The sequence below is a fragment of the Pseudomonas sp. SCPG-7 genome, from assembly GCF_002156405.1.
Classification (GTDB): Bacteria; Pseudomonadota; Gammaproteobacteria; order Pseudomonadales; family Pseudomonadaceae; genus Aquipseudomonas; species Aquipseudomonas parakoreensis.
Genome location: NZ_MVOO01000001.1, coordinates 209,336 through 232,780 on the forward strand (window position 1 = coordinate 209,336; position 23,445 = coordinate 232,780).

13 protein-coding genes are annotated in these 23,445 nt (G+C 62.1%); 2 read left to right on the forward strand and 11 right to left on the reverse strand.

Annotation, left to right across the window (positions count from 1 at the left end; genetic code table 11):
* Positions 1-137: 137 nt before the first annotated feature.
* The 3 genes from B1722_RS01095 to B1722_RS01105 are packed head-to-tail and all read right to left on the reverse strand — an operon-like array spanning position 138 to position 5,601.
* Positions 138-722, reverse strand: coding sequence for a glutathione S-transferase (locus B1722_RS01095; protein WP_086790940.1), 585 nt, complete (start codon positions 720-722; stop codon positions 138-140).
* On the reverse strand, positions 719-4,360 hold the full coding sequence (locus tag B1722_RS01100; RefSeq protein ID WP_086790941.1) for an SbcC/MukB-like Walker B domain-containing protein: 3,642 nt from the start codon (positions 4,358-4,360) through the stop codon (positions 719-721). The genes B1722_RS01095 and B1722_RS01100 overlap by 4 nt, the downstream gene beginning before the upstream one ends.
* Entirely contained in the window at positions 4,357-5,601 is a 1,245-nt protein-coding gene (locus B1722_RS01105) for an exonuclease SbcCD subunit D C-terminal domain-containing protein (RefSeq protein WP_086790942.1), read from the reverse strand. The genes B1722_RS01100 and B1722_RS01105 overlap by 4 nt, the downstream gene beginning before the upstream one ends.
* A 241-nt stretch (positions 5,602-5,842) precedes the next feature.
* Here B1722_RS01105 and B1722_RS01110 point away from each other — a divergent pair, with 241 nt between their 5' ends.
* Entirely contained in the window at positions 5,843-9,466 is a 3,624-nt protein-coding gene (locus B1722_RS01110; protein WP_140395970.1) for a hypothetical protein, read from the forward strand.
* 88 nt (positions 9,467-9,554) lie between these two features.
* Here B1722_RS01110 and B1722_RS01115 read toward each other — a convergent pair whose 3' ends face one another.
* The 7 genes from B1722_RS01115 to B1722_RS01145 all read right to left on the reverse strand — a co-directional run bounded on the left by B1722_RS01115 (position 9,555) and on the right by B1722_RS01145 (position 17,041).
* Positions 9,555-11,192 carry a BatD family protein gene (locus B1722_RS01115; RefSeq protein ID WP_041062478.1) on the reverse strand — a complete coding sequence of 546 codons (1,638 nt, stop codon included), beginning with the start codon at positions 11,190-11,192 and terminating at the stop codon, positions 9,555-9,557.
* The gene (locus B1722_RS01120; RefSeq protein WP_086790944.1) at positions 11,189-12,925 is read right to left on the reverse strand and encodes a tetratricopeptide repeat protein; all 1,737 of its coding nucleotides are present in this window, start codon (positions 12,923-12,925) and stop codon (positions 11,189-11,191) included. Before B1722_RS01120 ends, B1722_RS01115 begins: the two co-directional genes overlap by 4 nt.
* On the reverse strand, positions 12,922-14,001 hold the full coding sequence (locus B1722_RS01125) for a VWA domain-containing protein (protein WP_041062472.1): 1,080 nt from the start codon (positions 13,999-14,001) through the stop codon (positions 12,922-12,924). The genes B1722_RS01120 and B1722_RS01125 overlap by 4 nt, the downstream gene beginning before the upstream one ends.
* Complete coding sequence (locus B1722_RS01130; RefSeq protein WP_086790945.1) at positions 13,994-14,491, reverse strand: DUF4381 domain-containing protein; 498 nt, start codon at positions 14,489-14,491, stop codon at positions 13,994-13,996. The genes B1722_RS01125 and B1722_RS01130 overlap by 8 nt, the downstream gene beginning before the upstream one ends.
* Complete coding sequence (locus B1722_RS01135; protein WP_041062467.1) at positions 14,488-15,432, reverse strand: DUF58 domain-containing protein; 945 nt, start codon at positions 15,430-15,432, stop codon at positions 14,488-14,490. The genes B1722_RS01130 and B1722_RS01135 overlap by 4 nt, the downstream gene beginning before the upstream one ends.
* A gap of 5 nt (positions 15,433-15,437) precedes the next feature.
* Complete coding sequence (locus tag B1722_RS01140; protein ID WP_003218556.1) at positions 15,438-16,397, reverse strand: MoxR family ATPase; 960 nt, start codon at positions 16,395-16,397, stop codon at positions 15,438-15,440.
* A gap of 290 nt (positions 16,398-16,687) precedes the next feature.
* Positions 16,688-17,041, reverse strand: a complete 354-nt coding sequence (locus B1722_RS01145; protein WP_041062446.1) for a hypothetical protein — start codon at positions 17,039-17,041, stop codon at positions 16,688-16,690.
* A gap of 505 nt (positions 17,042-17,546) precedes the next feature.
* Between B1722_RS01145 and B1722_RS01150 the strand changes: the two genes are divergently transcribed.
* The gene (locus tag B1722_RS01150; protein WP_041062444.1) at positions 17,547-22,442 is read left to right on the forward strand and encodes an NAD-glutamate dehydrogenase; all 4,896 of its coding nucleotides are present in this window, start codon (positions 17,547-17,549) and stop codon (positions 22,440-22,442) included.
* A 206-nt stretch (positions 22,443-22,648) separates the two neighbouring features.
* Here the strand turns inward: B1722_RS01150 and B1722_RS01155 are convergent, their stop codons facing one another.
* Positions 22,649-23,362: an ATPase gene (locus tag B1722_RS01155; RefSeq protein WP_086790946.1), complete on the reverse strand. Its 714-nt coding sequence runs from the start codon at positions 23,360-23,362 to the stop codon at positions 22,649-22,651.
* Between the last annotated feature and the right edge of the window lie 83 nt (positions 23,363-23,445).

Sequence of the window (23,445 nt, forward strand, 5' to 3'; positions counted from 1 at the left end):
CGCTGGGTTGCGAAGCAGCCCCAAATGCGGCGATCCCCTATTTCTGATGATCCGTGTTGAATGGATTTGCGACTGCTGCGCAGCCGAGCGGGAGCAAGCCCCCTCGCCACAGGTGTTCGGCAAGCAAGAAGAGAAAGTTATTTCTTCATGATTGAGGTGAACAGCTCGGAGTCGAGGAAACGCTGCAACCAGACCTGCAAGCGAACGTAAGGCGTCTGCGCAAACCACTCACGATCGACGTGTGCAAACTGCCGCACAAACGGCAGCAGCGCGATATCCGCAAGACACGGATGATCACTCAGCAAATAATCCCGACCTTCAAGCAACCCATCCAGCCGCTGCAAAAACAACGCCCCCTCAGCCCGATAAACCTCCATCGGCTGCTCCGGATAGCGTTCGGCGTACTTGTAGCGGTTCAGCTGCACCTTGAATGCCTGATCGTTAGCCTCGATCAACCCAGCAATCCGTGAATCACCACCGAGCAGCCAATCGTCCGGATCGTGCTGCGCCAACGCCCAGCGCATGATCTCCAGACTTTCATCAATCACCTGTCCATCGACCTCCAGCACCGGCACCGTGCCTTTGGGTGAGATCGCGAGCATCTCGGCCGGTTTGGCCTTGAGGCTGACTTCGACGATCTCCACCGGTACCCCCGAATAGCGCAGGGCCATCCGCGCGCGCATCGCGTATGGGCAGCGGCGGAACGAATACAGCGTGTTCATTTCACCTCCAGGGTGCTCAAGCCGTTGCCTTGGCGTTGTACCTGAATCTGCACCGGAATCCGTTCGTGCATTTCCTGCACGTGGGAAATCACCGCGACCTTGCGCCCCTGCGCCTGCAGGCCGTCGAGGGCATCCATGGCCAGTTGCAGCGATTCCGGATCGAGGCTGCCGAAGCCTTCGTCGATGAACAACGATTCGATTTTCAGCGTGCTCGACGCCATCGAGGCCAGCCCCAGTGCCAGAGCCAGCGACACCAGGAAGGTCTCGCCGCCGGACAGCGAATGCACCGAGCGCAATTCGTCACCCATCTCGGTGTCCAGCACCAGCAGGCCGAGCATGCTGCCGCCGCGTTTGAGGCGATAGCGTTTGACCAGTTGGCGCAACTGCACGTTGGCGTGATGCACCAGCAGGTCGAGGTTGTAGGCCTGGGCGATCTTGCGGAAGGTGTCGCCGGTGGCTGAGCCGATCAACGCGTTCAAGCGCGCCCAGCGCTGGTACTCGGCGTAAGCGTCGGCGATCTGCTGCGCGAGTGCCTGATTGGCGTTCTGCCGGCGCTGATCTTCGGCCTGCTCGGCGCGCAGTTCGGCGCACTGTTGCTCACTGAGATTGAACTGGTTCTGCAGCTCGGCGAGAGCGCTGGCGAGTTGCTCGGCATCGAGATTGCCGTTGTGCTGCGCCTGATGATCGGCCAGGCGCTGATCGCGCTCCTGCAGCAGCACCCTGGCCTGTTCGATGGCTTTTTCGTTGTGCTGCAAGCGCTGGCGCAGTTCGCTCAGCTGTGTGTCATCGACGCGCAACAGGTCTTCGAGGCCGCCGTCATCCAGTTCAGGATGGCGTGCGCGCCAGTCGGCAATCTTCTGCGTCAGTTCGCTGTCTTCGCTTTGCAGCGCCTGCAAGCGTTCTTGCTGAGCCTTAAGTTCGGCGCCAATCTGCACCCGTTGCGTGCGCACGTTCTGCAGTTCCGCAGCCGTGCCGGTTTCGGCGCTGCGCGCCTGTTCCACAGCCTGTTCCAGTTGCTGCTGCCAGTGTTCGGCGCTGCTGTGTTCGCCCAGCAGTTGCGCGAGTTTCGCCTGACAGGCCTGTTGCTGCTCGGCCAGGGCGCTGAACTGCTGCTCGGCGCTTTGCAGCTGTTGTACACGGCTATGTTGGCGGTCCTGTTCTTTCTCCAGCGTTTGCTGGCGTTGTTGCTGTTCGGCCAACTCTTCCTTCTGCTGCTCAACCTGCGCCAGACGCTCGGCAATCTGCCGATCCAGCTGCATGAAGGTTGCCGCCGGTTCAACGCGCAGGGCTTCGAGGGTGTCGGCTGGCAGCAGGCTTGCGAACGCGCTGAGCTCTTCGTCGAGACGCTGACGGTCGCTGCTCAGTTCGCGTTGTTGGTTACTCAGGTGCTGCGCCGCTTGCTGATGTGCGGTTTCGGCATTGCGCAGTTGCTGGGTCAAGCGCGCCGCATCCTGTTGCAGGGTGAGCAGGGCGCTCTGGCGTTGTTCGTCCTGAGTGATGCTCTGGTTCAGTTGATCGTTCTGCCGGGTCAGCCAGGCGTCGCGTTTGTCGGCGTCCTGGTTCAATAACTGAGCGGACAGCGGATGGGCGTCGAGGCTCGGCGCTAGTGCCTGTTGCTGCGCGACCAGTTGTTCCTGTTGTTGCAGCAGCTCCTTTTGTTGAGCGATCACGCCACCGACTTCGGCGCGCAGTTCGATGAGCTTTTCCTTGAGCTGATCGACCACTTGCTGGGCGTTGGCCTGTTCGCTTTCATCATGACGGCCGAGGCTTTGCAGCAGCGCTTCCGGCTGATGATACGGATGCTCGTTGCTGCCACAGACCGGGCACGGCTGATCGTCCTGCAACTGCGCGCGCAGCTCTTCGACACTGGCGCTGCGGGCCAGACGCTGGCGTTCAAGCAGCTCACGGGTGACGTTGAGGGTTTGTTCAGCGACAGTCAGTTCGGCCTTGGTTTTCACCCCGTCCTGGGTCAGGCGCTCGCGTTCCTGCTGTGCAACGAGCAGGCGCTGTTGCACCTCGGCGCTGCGTTTTTCCAGCTCCTGCTGACTGGCCCAGAGCCGCGTCAGGTCTTCGATAGCGCGCAGTTGTTTGCGATTGTCCTGCAGCAGATTGCCAAGGATGCCGATCTGTTCGGCGACGGCATCCGGCTCGGCGCCGGCCTCCTTGAACAGCACTTCCAGTTGTTGTTTTTGCGCGGCCAGCGTCTCGGCGCTGAGCGCCGCGTTCTGTTCGAGGGACGCCAGTTCGGCCTGGCCCTTGTTCAGGCGATTGCCGATCAGCATCAGCTGTTGCAGGCGATCGCGGTAGGCATTCCATGCATCGCTGAGCGGCGCCAGACCCGCACTCTGCTCCAGCCCGGCGGCGATTTTCTGCAGGCGTTCAGCGACTTCTACCTGTTTCGTCTGCAAGGCCTGAATTGCGCTCTGGCCTTCGCTGCAGGCCAGCTCGGCGGCTTGCCGGGTTTCGGCGCTGAGGGCTGTTTCCTTGGCGAGGCGGGCGAGGGTGCTTTGCTCGTCGAAGGCCTGACGCAGCAGCGGGGCACTTTCGCTGTGCCGCTGCTGCGCTTCGCTCAGGGCGATGTTTGCCGCATTGAGCGCCTGTTCCAGTTGCGTCTGGCGCTCGTTGAGCTCGCCGTGTTGCTGGGTATGCGCGGCAATCTGTGCCGCCAGCGGCGTCAGTTGCGCATCGAGTTCAGTCTTGCGCGCGAACTGGTGGCGTTGCGGCGCGAGTTGCTCCAGGCGCGTCAGCTTCAGGCGCTCGCCAGCCAGACCTTCCCACTGCTGCTGTGCACTCTGCAGTTGTTCGGCGGCCGCTTGTTGCGCGTCCTGCAATTGGCGCAAATCCTTGAGCCAGCTGTGCTGTTGTTCCAGTTGCTTGAGCTGGGCCTGCTGCAACTTCAACTGTTGCTGGGCGGCGTTGAAGCGTTCGTCCAGCTCGGCCCGCGCTTCGGGCGTCAGCGGAGTCACGCCAGTGGCCTGATCCTGCAGCAGCTTGTGCGCTTCGCGGGCCTCTTTGGTCTTGTCGAACGCGCGGCGACCGAGGCGGGTGTAGAGCGCGGTGTCGGTGAGTTTTTCCAGCAGTTCGCTGCGGTCGTTGTCGTCGGCCTTGAGAAACGCGCTGAACTCGCTCTGGGCCAGCAGCACGGCACGGGTGAATTGTTCGAAGTTCAGGCCCAGCGCGGCTTCGAGTTGGGTCTTGTATTCGCCTTTCTGACTGGCGAGCAGTTGATCCTGATCGATGTCGCGCAGGCTCTGGCGACTGGCCTGCAACTTGCCGCCGGCCTTTTCCCGGGCGCGGTTGGCTTCCCAGCGCGCGCGATAACGCCGGCCATCGACGCCGACAAAATCCACTTCCGCGTAACCTTCACCGGTACCACGGCGCAGCAAGGTACGCGGGTCGCCGGTGGCGATTTCGCCGTCGGCATCCGGCACCTTGGCGTCACGACCGGTGTTGTTCAGCCGTGGCACGGCGCCAAACAGCGCCAGGCACAAGGCGTCGAGCAAGGTACTTTTACCGGCGCCGGTCGGCCCGGTGATCGCGAACAGGCCGGCACTGGCCAGCGGTTCGGCGGTGAAATCAATCTCGAACGGCCCGGCCAGAGAGGCGAGGTTCTTCAAGCGAATGGCGAGAATCTTCATGGCTGCTCGCCCTCCAGTTGCACGTCCTGCAGCAGCTCGGCGAAGTCCTTCAGCGTCTGTTCATCGACCTCGTTGCCGTAGTTGTCGAGCCAGGCGCGGCTGAACAGCTCCTGCGGAGTGAGTTGATCCAGTTCGACCAGTGCGCTGCCGTCATCGCTGCCCTCAGCGCCACGGTTGCCGGCGTACTCGGCGGCGATCCGCACCAGGCGCACGGCTTTGCCTTGCAAGGCGTTTTCCACCTGATGGCGCAGATCCGGCTGCGGCTCGTCGAGGGTGACGCGCACTTCCAGCCATGGCTGACGCTGGGTTTCGGCGAGCAGATCGATGTTCGGCAAGTCCGCCAGTTGCAGCAGAATCTCCGCCAGCGGCGCCGGGCCGATGCGTTGCAGGTTGACCGAGCGCGGGATCAGTTTCGGCTCGACGCTGACCAGGGTTTCGCCGTCGAGGGTGATGTCGAGAATCTGATGCTGATAACCGATCTCCGAAAACGACAGCGGAATCGGCGAGCCGCTGTAGCGAATGCGTTCTTCACCGTTGACCTTCTGCGGCTTGTGCAAATGGCCGAGCGCAACGTAGCTGATGCTCGGCCCGAACAGGCTGGCGGGCAGCGCCTCGGCATTACCGATGATCAGGCTGCGCTCGGAGTCTTCCGAGACCGAGCCGCCAGCCATGTGCGCGTGGCTGATGGCGACCAGCGCCTGACCCGGCTGGCGCTTGGCATTCGCCGCTTCGATCAGCCATTCATGCACCTGTCCGATACCGCGCAGATAGTCGTCGCCCAGATGCGCACCGGTCACCTCGGCTGGACGCAGGAACGGCAGCGCCAGGCACCACGCGGCGATCTCGCCTTGGGCATTGGGCAGTGGCAGTAGCAGCCGTTCGGCATCGAGCTGGCCGTCATCCAGCCACAACACCCGCCCCAGCGCATGGGTGCGCAAACGGCGCATCAACGGCGCTGGCAGCTCGATGCGCGAGCCGGAATCGTGGTTGCCGGCGATCATCACGATGGTCAGCAACGGCTGCTGCTCGTGAGCGCTGACGATGAAGTCGTAGAGGCGTTCCTGGGCTTTGACCGGCGGGTTGACCGTGTCAAAGATGTCCCCGGCAATCAGCAGCACATCCGGCTGCGCCAGTTGCAGTTGGCGCAGCAGCCAATCGAGAAAGCACGCATGCTCGAAATCGCGCTCCTGGCCATGCAGGTTTTGCCCAAGGTGCCAGTCGGAGGTGTGGAACAGACGCAAGGTGGACTCCGCTACAGAAAGAGGTGATGGCCGCGGGGGAAATGATGGGCGGCAAAGAGGGGGGAGTTTACTGGCAAACGGGCGGGCTTGCCCAAAGGCTTGCAAGATCAAGAGGCCGTAGCCGCTGCCATCTGTCGCTACTGTCAGATCTGACAGTAGCGACAGATGGCGTCGGGTGATGGGATACCGCAGTCGCCAAGGCGCCAAGCCAGGACTTTCTGTCACCTGAGGAATTGCTCGTATGAAAACGCAATCATCGTCTGCCTCTACGTCTTCTGATCCAGGCGTGAGCGCACTCAAGCCCTTAAAAATCACCAAGCTCAGGACTCCCGTGCAGGGCTATGACGGTGGGTTGCCGGTGGCCGCTGTGGAGGGAGGCGTCGAGTTTCTGGTGCCTCCCTGGCTGGTCATGAAGGCGGGTGATCTGATTGAGGTGTTCTGGGGCGACCTGCAGACGCCGGTCTGGAGCAAAGACATCGAGCCAGAAGATGAAAACGAACTCATCAAAGGGATTATCGATGAGGGACATATCCGCAAGGGGGAGGCCTATCCGGTTTTCTATCGCGTGACCCGGCCGTTTCAGGAGCCTGAGTCAACTCCGCCGGAGAGGTTCTTCGTCAAACTGGATCGCCCCGGCGGCTTCGATGACGACCAGTCGACGCCCGGTAACCAGAACCTGCGTTACCATATTCCCCAGAGCATCATCGACAGCGGTGTTGGCCCCGAAGAGGCCGCAGCGGGTGTGCCGATCACGATCCTGCCGTACCTCTTCATGCGCATCAACGACCTTGTAAAAGTGGCATGGGGCAGCGTAGAGAAAACCGTCCTTGTCGAGCAAAGACATATTGACGACCCTGACGATAACCCGCTGGTCGTGACCATCGAGAAACCACTGATCGAGCAGGCGGGCGACAGCGCCGGGGTGATCGTGACGTACCAGGTGATCGATGAGTGCGGCAATTATCCCGATCTGCGTTCACCGTGGTCAGCGGAAACCCGCGTCGTGGTGGATCTGAAAGAAAATCGCCTCGATGCGCCTATCGTGCTGGAGGCCGATCCGCAGACTGACGAAATCGACCTCGACGAATTGAACGATGACGACGTGAACGTTCTGGTCAACACCCCCGCCGGCTCCTTCCAGGAACAGGATATCGTCGCGTTGACTTGGCTGGGAACCAACGCCCAGGGCGCACCGATCAACCATGGCCCGGTAGAGCTGCCGGTGACGCGAGTCGGTCTTGCGCTGCCGTTCAGCGTCCCGAACGACAAGGTACGGGCCATTGCCAAAGGCCGGGCCAGCGTCTCCTACATCCTCAAGCGAGCGGGCGAGGCTGATCGGCCGTCCAAGACCGTCGGTATCTCGGTGACGGGGGAGGCCTTCCGACTGCCTTCTCCTACAGTGGACGAAGCCCCTACCGGTACGCTGAACCCGGACGAACGCTGGGCCACCGTGCGCATTCCTTGGTTTGCGGGACGTGCCGCCAGTGACCTGTTGACGTTGATCTGGCAGGCCACGCGTCCCGGCGGCGGCATCGTCTATTACGAAGATCCGCGTCCGGTTGGTGATTTGCCGGATGACGAGCCGGTGTTGCGCAACGTCTCGAATGTGGTGATCCAGCGTTTCGACGGGTTGAAGGTTTCGGTGTTCTATACCGTTGCCAATGATGACGAGGCGACACTCAACGTGCGCGAGTCGTTGCCGTTCGAGATGCAGGTGGGCGAGGTGCAACCGCTTTTCGTGACGCCGCGCGTGGAAGAGGCGGTGCCTGGCACGTCGTTGATCGATCCGGAAGCCGGACCGCCGCTGGGCTGTAAATTGATTGTGCCGTATCTGCAGACGCTGCCCGAAGACGTGGCGAATTATCGCTGGCGCGGGTCGGCCGCCAGCGGCAGTACCAGCGGCTCGCTGCACCTGACATCGCAAACCGCCGGCAAAGAGGTGCCGTTCACCGTGCCTAAACAGTTTGTGACCAACAACCTCAATCGGCGGATCGTCATCGACTACTTTATCGTGCGTAACGGCAAGACCCTGGGTTACTCCTTTCCGTTGACCTTGCGGGTCGGCAATGCCCTGCTGGATTTCGATCCGCCCTCAATCGATGGCGCTCGCGGCGACCAGATCGATGCGAGCGCGGTACCTGCGGTGGGTGCCACCGTGCGCCTTGCCGCGACGTATGGCCTGAAGGTTGGCGACCGCGGCGAGATCCGCTGGATCGGCGTTGCCGGAGAGGGCACGGCGATGGTGCCATTTCGCGTGGAAAGCGGAGAAGCGGGACGCGACAAACTGATCAGCGTGCCGCAGTCAGTGGTGTTGGCCAACGTCGGGCAGGAGATCTCGCTGGATTGCACCGTAGTGCGTCAGGCCGGTGGTCAACAGTACTCGCGCGTGGCGGTTTATGACGTGCGTGCTTCGCTGGGGACAGGCCGCTTGCTGGTAATGGGCGCGCGCTCGCGGGGCAATTATCAGATTTATGGCGGCGGGACTGCTTGGTTGACTGCGCTGGAGGCAACCACCCGGCAGCCGGTCAAGGCCTGGTGGCGTTATAACGGCGAGGAGGGCGAGGTCAGTGGTATGACGTTTCGTGACACCCGCCCGGACCGACTGCTGCATGTGCGGATCAGTGATGATCAAGTGACAGTCAATCCGCTGAACCTTTGCGGGAACGGTAATTTTGTTTCTGTCTCTGAATTAAACAACGCAGCCTTTGCAGCACGGACTGAACGTGGAGCCTTGGTGGCCTGGGGCAAGCGCAGCAGTGGTGGGGATTTGGGGGATTCGTTACCGACCGTTTCTGATGCCTTATCGCTGAGTGCCTGCGGTTATGCCTTTGCGGCGCGTCAGGCCAGCGGTGGGGTATTGGCATGGGGGGCCGAAACAGGCGGAGGAGCGCTACCCGAACCCATCAGTCTCATGCGGGATATCGTGGCAGTGAGTGGCAACGGTTATGCATTCTGCGCGCTGCGTCGCGATGGGAGTCTGGTGGCGTGGGGAAACCCTAGTATGGGGGCGACGCTTCCACAGCCAATCCCTGCATTGAGGGATGTCGTCAGAGTGATTGGCAACCTCTACGCCTTTGCTGCGCTTCGAGCCAATGGTTCGGTCGTGGCGTGGGGGCACCAAAGCAACGGAGGAAATGTGCCTGCGGCCATTGCGGCCTTGACTGACATCGTCGATATAGTGGCTAACGACTACGCCTTTGCAGCCTTGCGTGCCAATGGTGAGGTCGTGGCCTGGGGATCCAGCTTCAGCGGTGGGAGTGTGCCTGCCGCGATTGGAGTCATCACAGACATTATCGAACTGAGCGCTACTCAAAGGGCATTTGCCGCCCGACGAAGCAATGACAGCGTCGTTGCTTGGGGGTACTCGACATATGGCGCATCCGTTCCTGCACCAATCGCAGCCCTGACGGATATCCGGACGGTGACGGGGCACTACGCATCATTCGTCGCACTGCTGAGCAGTGGGCGTGTAGTGGGGTGGGGGAACCTGGCAATTCCGGCGTCGGTTGCAGCGCTGACTGACATCGTTCAGGTGGTAAGTGGGGGAGTTGCTTTTGCCGCGCTGCGGGCCAATGGCACCGTTTTAGCTTGGGGGGCTGCTGATCGAGGCGGTGAAATCCCGGATGCCATTACGGCCAGATTGATCAACGTCCGTGCCATTTATGGCAACACCCATGCCTTCGCTGCACTGACGTCCAGCGGAGACGTCGTGACCTGGGGGAGTGGTCCGGCCGGTGGGGACAGCGATGCCGTCGCCGATCAGCTCAACGGCAAAATCTTCTACGAAGCTACAGCGCTGTCCCGTGGTTTGGGAATGCGTGAGACGCGATTGCTAGAAACGGCAGAAAGTCAACAAACCTCATAACATCGCCAACGCCTGAACGATCGCAGCCTGCGGCAGCGCCTACATGTGATCCCTGTAGGCGCTGCCGCAGGCTGCGATCTTTTACTTTTTACTTCGGATAAAGGGGCGGCAACCCGCTGTCACCCACCGGATCCTGCACCCGCTCCGCCGCCGGAATCGTGCGGATCGCCCGCCACAGATCCTCGCCCTGCCAATGCTGCCCGGTCTCGCTGTACAGCGCGCCATTGAGCCCGTCCAGCGCGTCGGACAACGGCACAAACCGCGCCGCCATGTCCGCCAGTGTCTCCGGCTGCTGCCGCGCCCAGGCATCGAGTGCCTGCCGCGTCGCTTGCGGATCATTCGCCTGGCACGCCCGCTTGATGTCGTCCAGCAAGGTGCGCGGGCTTGGGCCGGTCTGGGCGGCGCGATGCACCGCCGGTTGCCAGCGCGCGCGCCACCACAGGCCGAAGCCGAGCAGGGTGGTGCAGGCGAGGATCAGCGTGCTGAGTTTCCACCACCACAGGGTGTCGCTGTCGACACTGCCCGATTGCAGGGTGCCCGCCGGGGTGTCGACTTGCAGGCTCGGGTTGTTCGCCACCTGCAGGGTGCGCGCCGGCAGGCTGGTGTGTTCCAGATGATCTTCGAAGGTGTTCCACCAGACCACATCGACGGTGGGCAGCTCGATGCTGCCGCTGCGGCTGGGCACCAGTGCTTCGCGTTCTTCACGACTGCCGATCAGGCCGCGCTCGCCGCTCTGGTTGCTCAGCACCGGTTGATCCGGGTAACGGCGCAGGCCGTTGGCTTCGGTGCCGGGCAGGGCCGGCAACTGCGAGCTGGCCAGGCCTTCGACTTTCAGGGTCAGGCTGCGGGTCAGCGAGTCACCGACCTGAATGTGCTCCGGCTCCGGGTTCCAGCTTTCGCTCAGGCTCAGGCTGCGAGCGGGCAGCCACGGCGCATCGGCCGGATAGGTCAGCGGTTTCGGTTTGACCGTCAGGGCGATCTCGGCGGAATTGACCCGCAGCAATTTGCCCGGTTTCGGGCCTTGCGCGGTGGCGTCCTGGCTGGGCTGGGTGTCGACCAGCGTGGCGCTGAACGTCTGCGGGGCGATGAGCAGCAAACCACTGTGCTGCGGGTAGATCGCATAGCGCATCTCGATCACGCCATGGCGCACGCCGTTGATGTCTTTCTCATAGGTACGCATGTCGCCCAGCTGTTCGATACGCGCATCGGCGATTTGCAGCGGGGTCAGGCTGCTGTCGTCGTACAGCGACACTGAATGGTAGATGCGCAGGGTCAGAACCGCCTGGGCTTGCACGTAAACGCTGGACTGATCGAGGCTGACCTCGATGAACACCGGGTTCGGGTTGTTTTTTTCTTCGCGAGTATCGCTCTCGACCACTTGCACGGTGATCGGTTGGCTCTGCACATCGCCCAGTTGCAGCGGTGGAATGACCACGCTGCCGTTCTCTTTCGGCAGCAGGGTGATGATCCAGCGCGTGGTGGCGCGGTTGTCGCCATTGAGCGTGTTCAACTGGTTGACCTGACGCGTGCCGCGCACCTCGAACAACGGTTCCAGCGGGGTCAGGTCGGGCTTGCCGAACTGGGTGACATCGCTGGTTTCGAGGGTGAGCTCGACCGTCTCGCCGGAGTTCAGGCGACTGCGATCCACGCTGGCCGTCAGCTCGGCCGCCTGGGCGGTGGCCGTGCAGAGCAGCAGGGGTAGCAAGAGGGCGCTGAAGCGGGTCATCGAGTTTTTTCCTGATCCTGATGTTGTTGCTGTTCGTACCAGAATTTGCGTCGCAGCAATTCGCCCGGGTTGTCCGGAATTTTGCCCAGCCATTGTTCCAGTGCCTGACGCTGTTCGCCTTCGAGGTTGTCCTCGCTCGGGCGCAGCGTCGGCACGGTGTCCGTTTCTTCCGTCTCGTCGATGCCCGGTACCTCGTTGGGGCCCGGTTGCGGCGGGGTGGTCGGCGGCGGCTCGGTGGCCGACTCGCCGGGCTGAGCCTCGCTCGGGGTCTCGTTTTTGACCGCCGGTGGCGGCGCGGTCGCTGGCGGTGGTTCATCGCCGGGCACGTTCGGCTGGGCCGTTTGCGGCTGTGGTTCGGCCGGCGGCGGGGTGTTCTTCTGCTTGAGCAGGTTTTCCACCAGGGCCTTGTTGGTCAGCGCCGGGCGCAAATCCGGTTGCAGTTCCAGCGCTTGCTCGTAGGCATCAATCGCCGCTTCCAGCTCGCCACTTTTCGCCAGCGCATTACCGCGATTGTAGTGGGCACGGGCGTCGCTGCCTTCGGCGAAACGCTGAGCGGCGCCACTGTAATCGCCGGCCTCATACAACGCCAGCCCTTGCCACTGGTGATCTTCAAAGTGTTCGGCGGCTTCGGCCGGGCGCTTCTGCTTGAGCAGGTGCAAGCCCTGTTGGTCAGGACGCAGCCACAGGTCTTCGAAGTCGAAAGCGTAGCTCGGCTGCGGCAGGCACAGCAGCAGCGGCAGGCAGAATAACCAGCCACGCCGTCCGGCACACGCGGCGAGCAGCAACAGCGGCAACAACAGCCAGTAACCCTGATCGGCCCAGGTGTCCAGGCGCACGGTCTGACCATCGTTGCGCAGGCTGCGTGGACCATCGAGCAGGCCGAGGGCGCGCAAGTCGGACTCGTCCAGACGCGCGCTGTGGTATTCACCGCCGACGCTGGCGAGGAACGCGCCGAGGCCCGGGCTGTCGAGTTGCGGTACGCGAATCGCGCCTTGTTCATCCTTGAGGAAACTGCCGTCCTCCCGAGCGATGGGCGCGCCTTCAGCGGTGCCGATGCCGAGCATCAATAGTTGCGCCGATTGCTCGCCGAGGGCACGGCGGATGCCTTGGCGTTCCTCCTCTGTCAGCGAGGAGCCGATCAGCAGGATGCGTCCCTGGCCCAGAGCGCCTTGCTTGAGCAACGCCAATGCTTTGCCCACGCCGAGGTCGGCGCGGTGGCCGCTTTCCGGCATCAGCGACGGCTTGAGGGCGTCGAGCAGGTTGCGGCTGGTCGCCAGGTCATCCGACAGCGGTACCAGCGTGTGCGCGCTGCCGGCGTAGACGACGATCGCGGTCTGCGCATCGCTGCGCGCCTGCAACAAGTCGAACAGCTTGCGCCGGGCCTGTTCCAGTCGCGTTGGCGGCGAGTCGGTGGCGAGCATTTCCGGGGTCAGCTCCAGCACCACCACCAACGGATCGGCGGGTTTCTGGCTGGTCTGTTCGACGCGCTCCCAGCTCGGCCCGAGCAGCGCGACGAGGGTCAGCAACCACGCCACGCCGAGGGCAACCCACGGCAGCTTGCTGTTGCGTCCACCGCCACCGCTGAGCAACGTCGAGTGAAACGCTGGCGGCAGAATCATCTGCCAGCGTCCGGCACGTTTCTGTCGGTGCCAGAGTTGCCAGATCAGCCAGCCGAGCAGCGGCAGAAGCAGCAGCCACCAGGGGCGGAACCAGTGCGGCCAGAGCGCGATCATCGGCGCCTCCGCAAACGCAGGCGCTTGAGACGCTCACGCCAGTCAGGCAACGGACTTTGCAGATACAGCTCCTTGGTAAACAGGCGTTGCAGCGGGTTGTCCGGCCACAATTCGCGGACGACCAGCAACAGGCTCAGCAGCAGGGCCAACGCCAGCGGCCAGTGATACAAGGCTTGCGCCGGGCGCGCCTGGGTCGGTTGCTGGGTGACCGGTTCGAGTTGATCGAGGGTGTCCCGGATCGCTTGCAGCTCTTTGCCGTCGCGGGCGCGAAAGTATTGGCCGCCAGTGGCTGCGGCAATCGCCTTCAGCGCCGGCTCGTCGAGGTCCAGGCTCGGATTGACCCCGAGCAGGCCGGTGCTGCCACTGTCTTCCGGGTCCGCACCAATGCCGATCGGGTAGATTTTCACCCCTTCGCTGGCGGCCAGTTTTGCTGCGGTCAGTGGATCGATTTCGCCACCGTTGTTGGCACCGTCGGTGACCAGAATCAACACTCGGCTTTGCGCCGGACGCAGGCGCAGACGCTTGAGCGCCAAACCGATCGCATCGCCGATGGCGGTGTTCTTGCCGGCAATGCCGATGCGCGCTTCATCAAGCCAGACGCGCACCGTGTGCCGGTCAAACGTCAGCGGTGCCTGCAGATACGCCTGACTGCCGAACAGGATCAGACCGACGCGGTCGCCATCACGGCTTTCGAGGAAATCCCCTAGCAGATGCTGGACCAGCGACAAGCGGCTGACGTCTTCGTCCTGCCACTGCATGTCGGGGAAATCCATCGAACCGGACACGTCCACCGCCACCAGCAGATCGCGGCCGCTGGCGGCAATCGGCAACGGTTCGCCGAGCCATTGCGGACGCGCGGCGGCGCTCAGCAGCAACAGCCACAGCAACAGAAACGGCGCCTGCTGACGCCACGCCGGCAGGTTGGCGCGGGCCCGGCGACGGGCGAGGCCTTCGAGGTCCGAGAGAAAACTGACGCGCAACGCCGGCTCGCCACTGTCGGCCACCGGCAGCACCAGACGCATCAGCCACGGCAGCGGCAGCAGCACGAAGATCCACGGCCAGGCGAACTCAAACATGCTTGCGAATCCAGGTGTCGACGGCTTGGGTCAGGCCGGCGATGGCTTTGTCGTCAAGTTTGCATTCCGGTTTGTAGGCGCCTTCGACCAGCACCATCCAGCGCGTCAGACCGGCCGCCGGGCAACGGTTGTCGAGAAATGCCAGCCATTTGCGGCCATTGAGCGTGTGGCTCTGGCTGTAAGGGTAGTGGTTGCGGCACAGGCGTTTGAGCAGGCCGTTGAGCTGCTGCAGCCAGGCCCCGGCCGGTGCGCCGTCGTAGGGTTTGGGCATTTGTGCCAGTTCGGCCAGCGCGGCGATGCGTACCGGATCGAGCGGCTGTTCGGCGCGCACGATAGGGCGTTTCTTGAGCGGAATGAGCCGGCGCAAACGCCACACGGCGAAGCCCAGCAGCGGCAGCAATAACAGCAGCAGCCACCAGCCCGGTGCTGGCGGCCAAAAGTCGATCGGCGGCGGCGAAATCAGCGGTTGCAGTTGTTCGAGGCCGTTCATCGACTGCTCCCCGGGCGCTGCGGATTGAGGAACTCGCGCATCTGCTCGACCATTTCGCTTTGCGTGCTCAACGGCATCAGCAGCACCCGCAGTTTTTGCGCGAGCAATTCCCAGCGGGCGATACGGGCCTCGGCCTGCGCGCGATAGGTTTGGCGCAGCTCGAAATTGAGGGTATCGATTTCCAGTTGCGCGCCCCTTTCCGCGAATCTGAGCAGCCCGGCGGCGGGCAGGGCGTGGTCCAGTGGATCGGACAGCGGCAGCATCAGCAGGTCGCAATGGCGCGCCAGCAGGCTCAGTTGCTGCTCGGCGCTGTCGGTCAGCGCGCGCTCGTCACAGATGACGATCACCAGACTGCCCGGGCGCAACACTTCGCGCGCCCGGCGCAACGCCACGCCGAGGGCGTCGCGGTCCGGCTCGCGTTCGCTGTGCAGCGACTGATTGACCTTGACCAGACGGTTGAGCAATTGCAGCAGGCTCTGCTTGCTGCGGCGCGGCTTGATTTCGTAGTGCTCGTTGTCGCCGAACACCAGCCCGCCAACCCGATCATTGTGCCCCAGCGCGGCCCAGCCGATCAGCGCCGCTGCTTGCGCAGCGAGCACTGACTTGAACATCAGCCCAGAGCCGAAAAACAGCCGCGTGCTTTGCTCGACCATGATAAAAATCGGTCGTTCGCGCTCCTCGTGGAACAGCTTGGTGTGCGGCTCTTGGGTGCGCGCGGTCACGCGCCAGTCGATGGTGCGCACGTCGTCGCCGGCCTGATACACCCGCACCTGATCGAAGTCGACCCCGCGTCCGCGAAATTTCGAGTGATGCAGGCCGATCAGCGGGCTGCGCTGACTTGGCGTGGAAAACAGCTGCACTTCACGCACACGGTGACGCATTTCGATCAGGTCGGTGAGGCTGATGCGGATGCCCGGTTCGGACGGCAGGGGGACGTTCATGGGGGTCAAGCGACGGCTACGACGTCGAGAATCCGCTGCACCACCCGATCCTGATCGATGCCGGCGGCTTCGGCTTCAAACGACAGAATGATGCGGTGACGCAACACGTCGAACAGCACCGCCTGAATGTCTTCGGGGCTGACGAAATCGCGACCCGCCAGCCAGGCGTGAGCCCGGGCGCAACGGTCGAGGGCAATAGAGCCGCGCGGGCTGGCGCCGTAGGCGATCCACTCGGCCATTTCCGGGTCGAACTTGGCCGGGGTGCGCGTGGCCATGACCAGTTGCACCAGGTATTCCTCTACGGCGTCCGCCATGTACAGACCGAGGATTTCCTTGCGCGCGGCGAAAATCGCCTGCTGGCTGACCCGGCGTTCAGGCTTGGTTTCGCCATTCAGCGCTTCGCCACGGGCCTGCTGCAGGATCCGGCGTTCGACGGCGGCGTCCGGGAAACCGATTTTGACGTGCATCAGGAAGCGGTCGAGCTGGGCTTCCGGCAGCGGGTAGGTGCCTTCCTGCTCGATCGGGTTCTGCGTCGCCATCACCAGAAACAGTGGCGACAGTTCATACGTGCTGCGCCCGACGCTGACCTGACGCTCGGCCATGGCTTCGAGCAGCGCCGATTGCACCTTGGCCGGGGCGCGGTTGATTTCGTCCGCCAGCACCAGGTTGTGGAAGATCGGGCCTTGCTGGAACACGAAACTGCCGGTTTCCGGGCGATAGATCTCGGTGCCGGTGATGTCGGCCGGCAGCAGGTCCGGGGTGAACTGGATGCGATGGAACTGGGCTTCGATGCCCTCGGCGAGTTCTTTGATCGCTTTGGTCTTGGCCAGACCCGGAGCGCCCTCGACCAGCATGTGGCCGTCGGCGAGCAGGGCGATGAGCAAACGCTCGATGAGTTTTTCCTGGCCGAGAATCTGCGTTGAAAGAAAGGTTCGCAGCGCCAGCAGCGCTTCACGATGTTCCATCGGTGACTGTTCCTGGAAAGGGTGGCCGCAGGCGTTCGGATAACGCCGGGGCTGGGGGCGTTACTTTAATCCATCGAGGGGGGTGGCGACTAACGGCATTTTGCGCAAAGTGCGGGAAATGACTGGGGGATTTGTTGGAATTTTGTAGCAGGGGAGTGGTGAGGTGGCAGTTCTGGCCCCATCGCTGGCAAGCCAGCTCCCACAGGTATCAGCGGTGCGAATGCGATTTATGCAACACATCGCTCTCTGTGGGAGCTGGCTTGCCGGCGAAGAGGCCGGCTCAGGCACCCTTAAATCTGGCTGATGTAGGTGCCAGTCCCATCCAGAATATTCTTCAGGGTTTCTTCAACTTCAGCCAGATCAACCATATCCGGGTTGAAGGTAATCTCCAGCACATCATCGCCATTCAGCGCATCGGCATCCGCCGCCGCGATCTCGATCTTCAACTGCGTTTTGCTCAGGGTTACCTTTACGCCGTCCAGCGTCGAAGGCTCGCCATCCAGAGTGATCTCCAACTCGTCCTCGTCCGGATAGCGGCTCATCAGAAACATATCGCCCTTGTCGCTATGGCAGCAGAGCATGGCCATGTTGTCTTCTTCGTCGTCGCATGGGTTGACGATCAGTAGGGCGGTGGTCATTTGCATGGGGGAATTCCTGCCTCGGCGGGCGTGTTGGTCGCAATTGGGCGCGATTCTGCCAGCCCTTGGGAATTTCTGCATGTGAGAGTGTCAGAGGATGTGTCGTGAACGCGACACAGGTCAAAGGTCACTTCTGGCACAGATGTACCGTAAATACGGGTATTCAGGCCGCCGTTTTCCGCCATGAATGCTAGTGTTTACCGTTGCCAAAGCCTTGGTTTACGTGCCAATGACCGAATATGTCGCAGCACCGCAAGCAGACACATTGTCGCACCCATTAAGCTGCGCAACGGATGAGCACCCGTAAAGGCATTGTCGGCAGCCTCGACAGTCGTTTTTGCAGATGCCCATTCAATGGAAGGTGAATGTGACCTGAGTGTCTCGTCCAGCTTCACCCACCTGTCCCCCTGTTTCCTCTGCCCGAGATTCAGGAACAGGGCGACACAAGCCCCGCAAGGGGTGTTGCACGCGACGCTTTCCATCAATAACAAGCTTAAGCGGAGTACCACAGATGGCGTTCTTCACCGCAGCCAGCAAAGCCGACTTCCAGCACCAACTGCAAGCGGCACTGGCGCAGCACATCAGTGAACAGGCACTGCCACAAGTGGCGCTGTTCGCTGAACAATTCTTCGGCATCATTTCCCTGGACGAGCTGACCCAACGTCGCCTCTCCGACCTCGCTGGCTGTACTCTTTCCGCGTGGCGCCTGCTTGAGCGCTTCGATCACGCGCAACCGCAAGTGCGCGTCTACAACCCCGATTACGAGCGTCATGGCTGGCAGTCGACCCACACCGCGGTCGAAGTGCTGCACCACGACCTGCCGTTCCTGGTCGACTCGGTGCGCACCGAGCTGAACCGTCGCGGCTACAGCATCCACACCCTGCAGACCACCGTGCTCAGCGTGCGTCGTGGCAGCAAGGGCGAGCTGCTGGAAATCCTGCCAAAGGGCAGCACCGGCGAAGGCGTGCTGCACGAGTCGCTGATGTACCTGGAAATCGACCGCTGCGCCAACGCGGCCGAACTGAATGTGCTGAGCAAAGAGCTGGAGCAAGTGCTCGGTGAAGTGCGCGTCGCGGTCGCTGATTTCGAGCCGATGAAGGCCAAGGTGCAGGAGATCCTCACCAAGCTCGATCACAGCGCATTCGCCGTCGATGCCGACGAAAAGAGCGAAATCAAGAGCTTTCTGGAATGGCTGGTGGGCAACCACTTCACCTTCCTCGGCTACGAAGAGTTCACCGTTGTCGATCAGGCCGATGGCGGCCATATCGAATACGACCAGAATTCCTTCCTCGGTCTGACCAAGCTGCTGCGCACCGGCCTGACCAACGAAGACCGGCACATCGAAGACTACGCGGTGAACTACCTGCGCGAACCGACCCTGCTGTCGTTCGCCAAGGCTGCGCACCCGAGCCGCGTACACCGTCCGGCTTACCCGGATTACGTGTCGATCCGTGAAATCGACGCCGACGGCCACGTCATCAAGGAACACCGCTTCATGGGCCTGTACACCTCCTCGGTGTATGGCGAGAGCGTGCGGGTCATCCCGTTCATCCGCCGCAAGGTCGAAGAAATCGAACGCCGTTCCGGCTTCCAGTCCAAGGCTCACCTGGGCAAGGAACTGGCGCAGGTGCTTGAAGTGCTGCCGCGTGACGACCTGTTCCAGACCCCGGTCGACGAACTGTTCAGCACCGTGATGTCGATCGTGCAGATCCAGGAACGCAACAAGATCCGCGTGTTCCTGCGCAAAGACCCGTACGGTCGCTTCTGCTACTGCCTGGCCTACGTGCCGCGCGACATCTATTCCACCGAAGTGCGCCAGAAGATCCAGCAGGTGCTGATGGAGCGTCTGAAGGCCACCGACTGCGAGTTCTGGACCTTCTTCTCCGAGTCCGTGCTGGCTCGCGTGCAGTTGATCCTGCGTGTCGATCCGAAGAACCGCATCGACATCGACCCGCTGTTGCTGGAAAAAGAAGTGGTACAGGCCTGCCGCAGCTGGCAGGACGACTACGCCGCCCTGACCGTCGAAAGCTTCGGCGAAGCCCACGGCACCAACGTGCTGGCGGATTTCCCGAAAGGCTTCCCGGCAGGTTACCGCGAGCGTTTCGCGGCGCATTCGGCCGTGGTCGACATGCAGCACCTGCTGAGCCTGAACGAAAAAAATCCGCTGGTGATGAGCTTCTATCAGCCGCTGGGCCAGGTGTCTGGTCAGCGCGAGCTGCATTGCAAGCTGTACCACGCCGACACCCCGCTGGCGCTGTCCGACGTGTTGCCGATTCTGGAAAACCTCGGCCTGCGCGTGCTGGGTGAGTTCCCGTACCGTCTGCGTCACACCAATGGCCGCGAGTTCTGGATCCACGACTTCGCGTTCACCGCAGCCGAAGGTCTGGAGCTGGATATCCAGCAACTCAACGACACCCTGCAGGACGCGTTCGTCCACATCGTCCGTGGCGATGCCGAGAACGATGCGTTCAACCGTCTGGTGCTGACCGCCGGTCTGCCATGGCGCGATGTGGCGCTGCTGCGCGCCTACGCCCGTTACCTGAAGCAGATCCGTCTGGGCTTCGACCTGGGTTACATCGCCAGCACCCTGAACAACCACACCGACATCGCTCGCGAGCTGACCCGGTTGTTCAAGACCCGTTTCTACCTGGCGCGCAAGCTGGGCAGTGATGATCTGGAAGACAAGCAACAGCGTCTGGAACAGGCGATTCTGACCGCACTGGACGATGTTCAGGTGCTCAACGAAGACCGCATCCTGCGTCGTTACCTGGACCTGATCAAAGCCACGCTGCGCACCAACTTCTATCAGACTGACGCCAACGGCCAGAACAAGTCGTACTTCAGCTTCAAGTTCAACCCGCACGCAATTCCAGAGCTGCCGAAGCCGGTACCGAAGTTCGAAATCTTCGTTTACTCGCCACGCGTCGAAGGCGTGCACCTGCGCTTCGGCAACGTTGCGCGCGGTGGTCTGCGCTGGTCCGACCGTGAAGAAGACTTCCGTACCGAAGTCCTCGGCCTGGTAAAAGCCCAGCAAGTGAAGAACTCGGTCATCGTGCCGGTGGGTGCGAAGGGCGGCTTCCTGCCGCGTCGTCTGCCATTGGGCGGCAGCCGTGACGAGATCGCGGCCGAGGGTATCGCCTGCTACCGCATCTTCATTTCCGGTCTGCTGGACATCACCGACAACCTGAAAGACGGCGCGCTGGTACCGCCGGCCAACGTCGTGCGGCATGACGACGATGACCCGTACCTGGTGGTGGCAGCGGACAAGGGCACTGCGACCTTCTCCGACATCGCCAACGGCATCGCCATCGACTACGGCTTCTGGCTGGGCGACGCGTTCGCTTCCGGTGGTTCCGCCGGTTACGACCACAAGAAAATGGGCATCACCGCCAAGGGCGCGTGGGTCGGCGTACAGCGCCACTTCCGCGAGCGCGGCATCAATGTCCAGGAAGACAGCATCACCGTGGTCGGCGTCGGTGACATGGCCGGTGACGTATTCGGTAACGGCCTGTTGATGTCCGACAAGCTGCAACTGGTTGCTGCGTTCAACCACATGCACATCTTCATCGATCCGAACCCGAACCCGGCCACCAGTTTCGTCGAGCGTCAGCGCATGTTCGACCTGCCGCGTTCGGCCTGGACCGACTACGACACCAGCATCATGTCCGAAGGCGGCGGTATCTTCTCGCGCAGCGCGAAGAGCATCGCCATCTCGCCGCAGATGAAAGAACGCTTCGACATCAAGGCCGACAAGCTGACCCCGACCGAACTGCTGAACGCCTTGCTCAAGGCGCCGGTGGATCTGCTGTGGAATGGCGGTATCGGCACTTACGTCAAGGCCAGCAGCGAAAGCCATGCCGACGTGGGCGACAAGGCCAACGACGCACTGCGCGTGAACGGCAACGAGCTGCGCTGCAAAGTCGTGGGCGAGGGCGGTAACCTCGGCATGACCCAGCTGGGTCGCGTGGAATTCGGTCTCAATGGCGGCGGTTCCAACACCGACTTCATCGACAACGCCGGTGGCGTGGACTGCTCCGACCACGAAGTGAACATCAAGATCCTGCTGAACGAAGTGGTTCAGGCCGGCGACATGACCGACAAGCAACGCAACCAGTTGCTGGCGAGCATGACCGACGAAGTCGGTGGTCTGGTGCTGGGCAACAACTACAAGCAGACTCAGGCTCTGTCCCTGGCGGCGCGTCGTGCCTACGAGCGCATTGCCGAGTACAAGCGTCTGATGAGCGATCTGGAAGGCCGTGGCAAGCTGGACCGTGCCATCGAGTTCCTGCCGACCGAAGAGCAGATCAACGAGCGCGTTGCGGCAGGCCATGGCCTGACCCGTCCCGAGCTGTCCGTGCTGATCTCGTACAGCAAGATCGACCTCAAGGAACAGCTGCTGAACTCGCTGGTGCCGGATGACGACTACCTGACCCGCGACATGGAAACGGCCTTCCCGCTGACCCTGGTCAGCAAGTTCTCCGAAGCCATGCGTCGTCACCGTCTGAAGCGCGAGATCGTCAGCACCCAGATCGCCAACGACCTGGTCAACCACATGGGCATCACCTTCGTTCAGCGACTCAAAGAGTCGACCGGCATGAGCCCGGCGAACGTGGCTGGCGCTTACGTGATCGTGCGTGACATCTTCCACCTCCCGCACTGGTTCCGTCAGATCGAAGCGCTGGACTACCAGGTTTCCGCTGACGTGCAGCTGGAGCTGATGGACGAACTGATGCGTCTGGGCCGCCGTGCTACCCGCTGGTTCCTGCGTGCCCGTCGCAACGAGCAGAACGCTGCCCGTGATGTCGCGCACTTCGGTCCGCACCTGAAGGAGCTGGGCCTGAAGCTCGACGAACTGCTGAGCGGCGAAATCCGTGAAAACTGGCAGGCGCGTTATCAGGCTTACGTCGCGGCCGGTGTGCCGGAGTTGCTGGCGCGTATGGTCGCGGGTACCTCGCACCTGTACACCCTGCTGCCGATCATCGAAGCGTCCGACGTCACTGGCCAGGATCCGGCCGAAGTGGCCAAGGCCTACTTCGCCGTGGGCAGTGCGCTGGACATCACCTGGTACCTGCAACAGATCAGCGCGCTGCCGGTTGAAAACAACTGGCAGGCTCTGGCCCGTGAAGCGTTCCGTGATGATGTGGACTGGCAGCAACGTGCGATCACCATCTCCGTCCTGCAACAGGGCGACGGCACCCAGGACGTGGAAGCACGCCTGGCGCTGTGGATGGCACAGCACGAAAGCATGATCGAGCGCTGGCGCGCCATGCTGGTGGAAATCCGTGCTGCGAGCGGCACTGACTACGCCATGTATGCCGTGGCCAACCGTGAGCTGCTGGACCTCGCGTTGAGCGGGCAAGCGGTGGTGCCTGCGGCTGCTGCGAATGCCGAGCTTGAACCGGCCTGAGTAGTGGTTGAATGAAGAAGCCCCGGTGTCGTGAGATGCCGGGGCTTTTTTATGCATCGTTGATGCGCTCCCTGTAGGAGCTGCCGAAGGCTGCGATCTTTTGATTTTAAAAGTCAAAAGATCGCAGCCTTCGGCAGCTCCTACAGGGTTTGAGTGTCACCACAAATCCTGTGGGAGCTGGCTTGCCAGCGATGAGGGCCTTACTTTCAATACAAGTCAGGTGCTTGTTTGTTATCCAGCATCGACACTTTATCTGTCGGTCTGGTCAATAAATTACTCAGCGACTGATCAAACTTCTGCAACGCCCGAACTTGCACATCCTGCTGCTGATTAATATCCGCGACTATCTCTTCCGAACGTTTGAAGTCGGCCCACACCGGCGTCAGTTCCTTCGCTTCAGAACCTTTAGCTGTACCGATGTAGTTCAACTTCGCATCATAAAAATCCGCACTCACATCAGCCTTGATGTCGGAACTGCGCGAGGTGATCAACTGGCTGTGGGTGTCGATGATCGCCACCACGTCGGGATGCGCCGCGCGCAGGCTCTGCATGTCCGGGTACACCGTGACGGAGCCGAACTGGCGTTGCAGCGAAGCCTTGACCCAGTCCACGGCCATGTCCGGTTTCGAGGTGTTGACGTAGGCGTCGTGGATCGGCTGCACCAGCAGGCTCCGGCCGAAACCGGTGCCGGCGTTGGCCTGATAGTCACGCAGGTATTCGCGGTTGGTCTGGGTACTCGGGCTGTAGACCACGCCCAGTGACACGCCGGGGCCGCTTTGCACTTGGGCGGCGCTGCTGCGGCCAACCGGTTGGGTGAACAGCGTATCGAGGGACGAAACCGCTTTCGGCGCGGTGGGTACTGAGCAGGCGGACAAAGCTAAAACCGATATCGCCAAGGTACTGGCAAACGCAAGTTTCATGGTGAGTCTCCCGTGAAGCAACTTCAGTCGGAACGTCATAGTTGTCGCGGCTGTTTGTCAAAGGCGCGCGACAGTTGACTCAG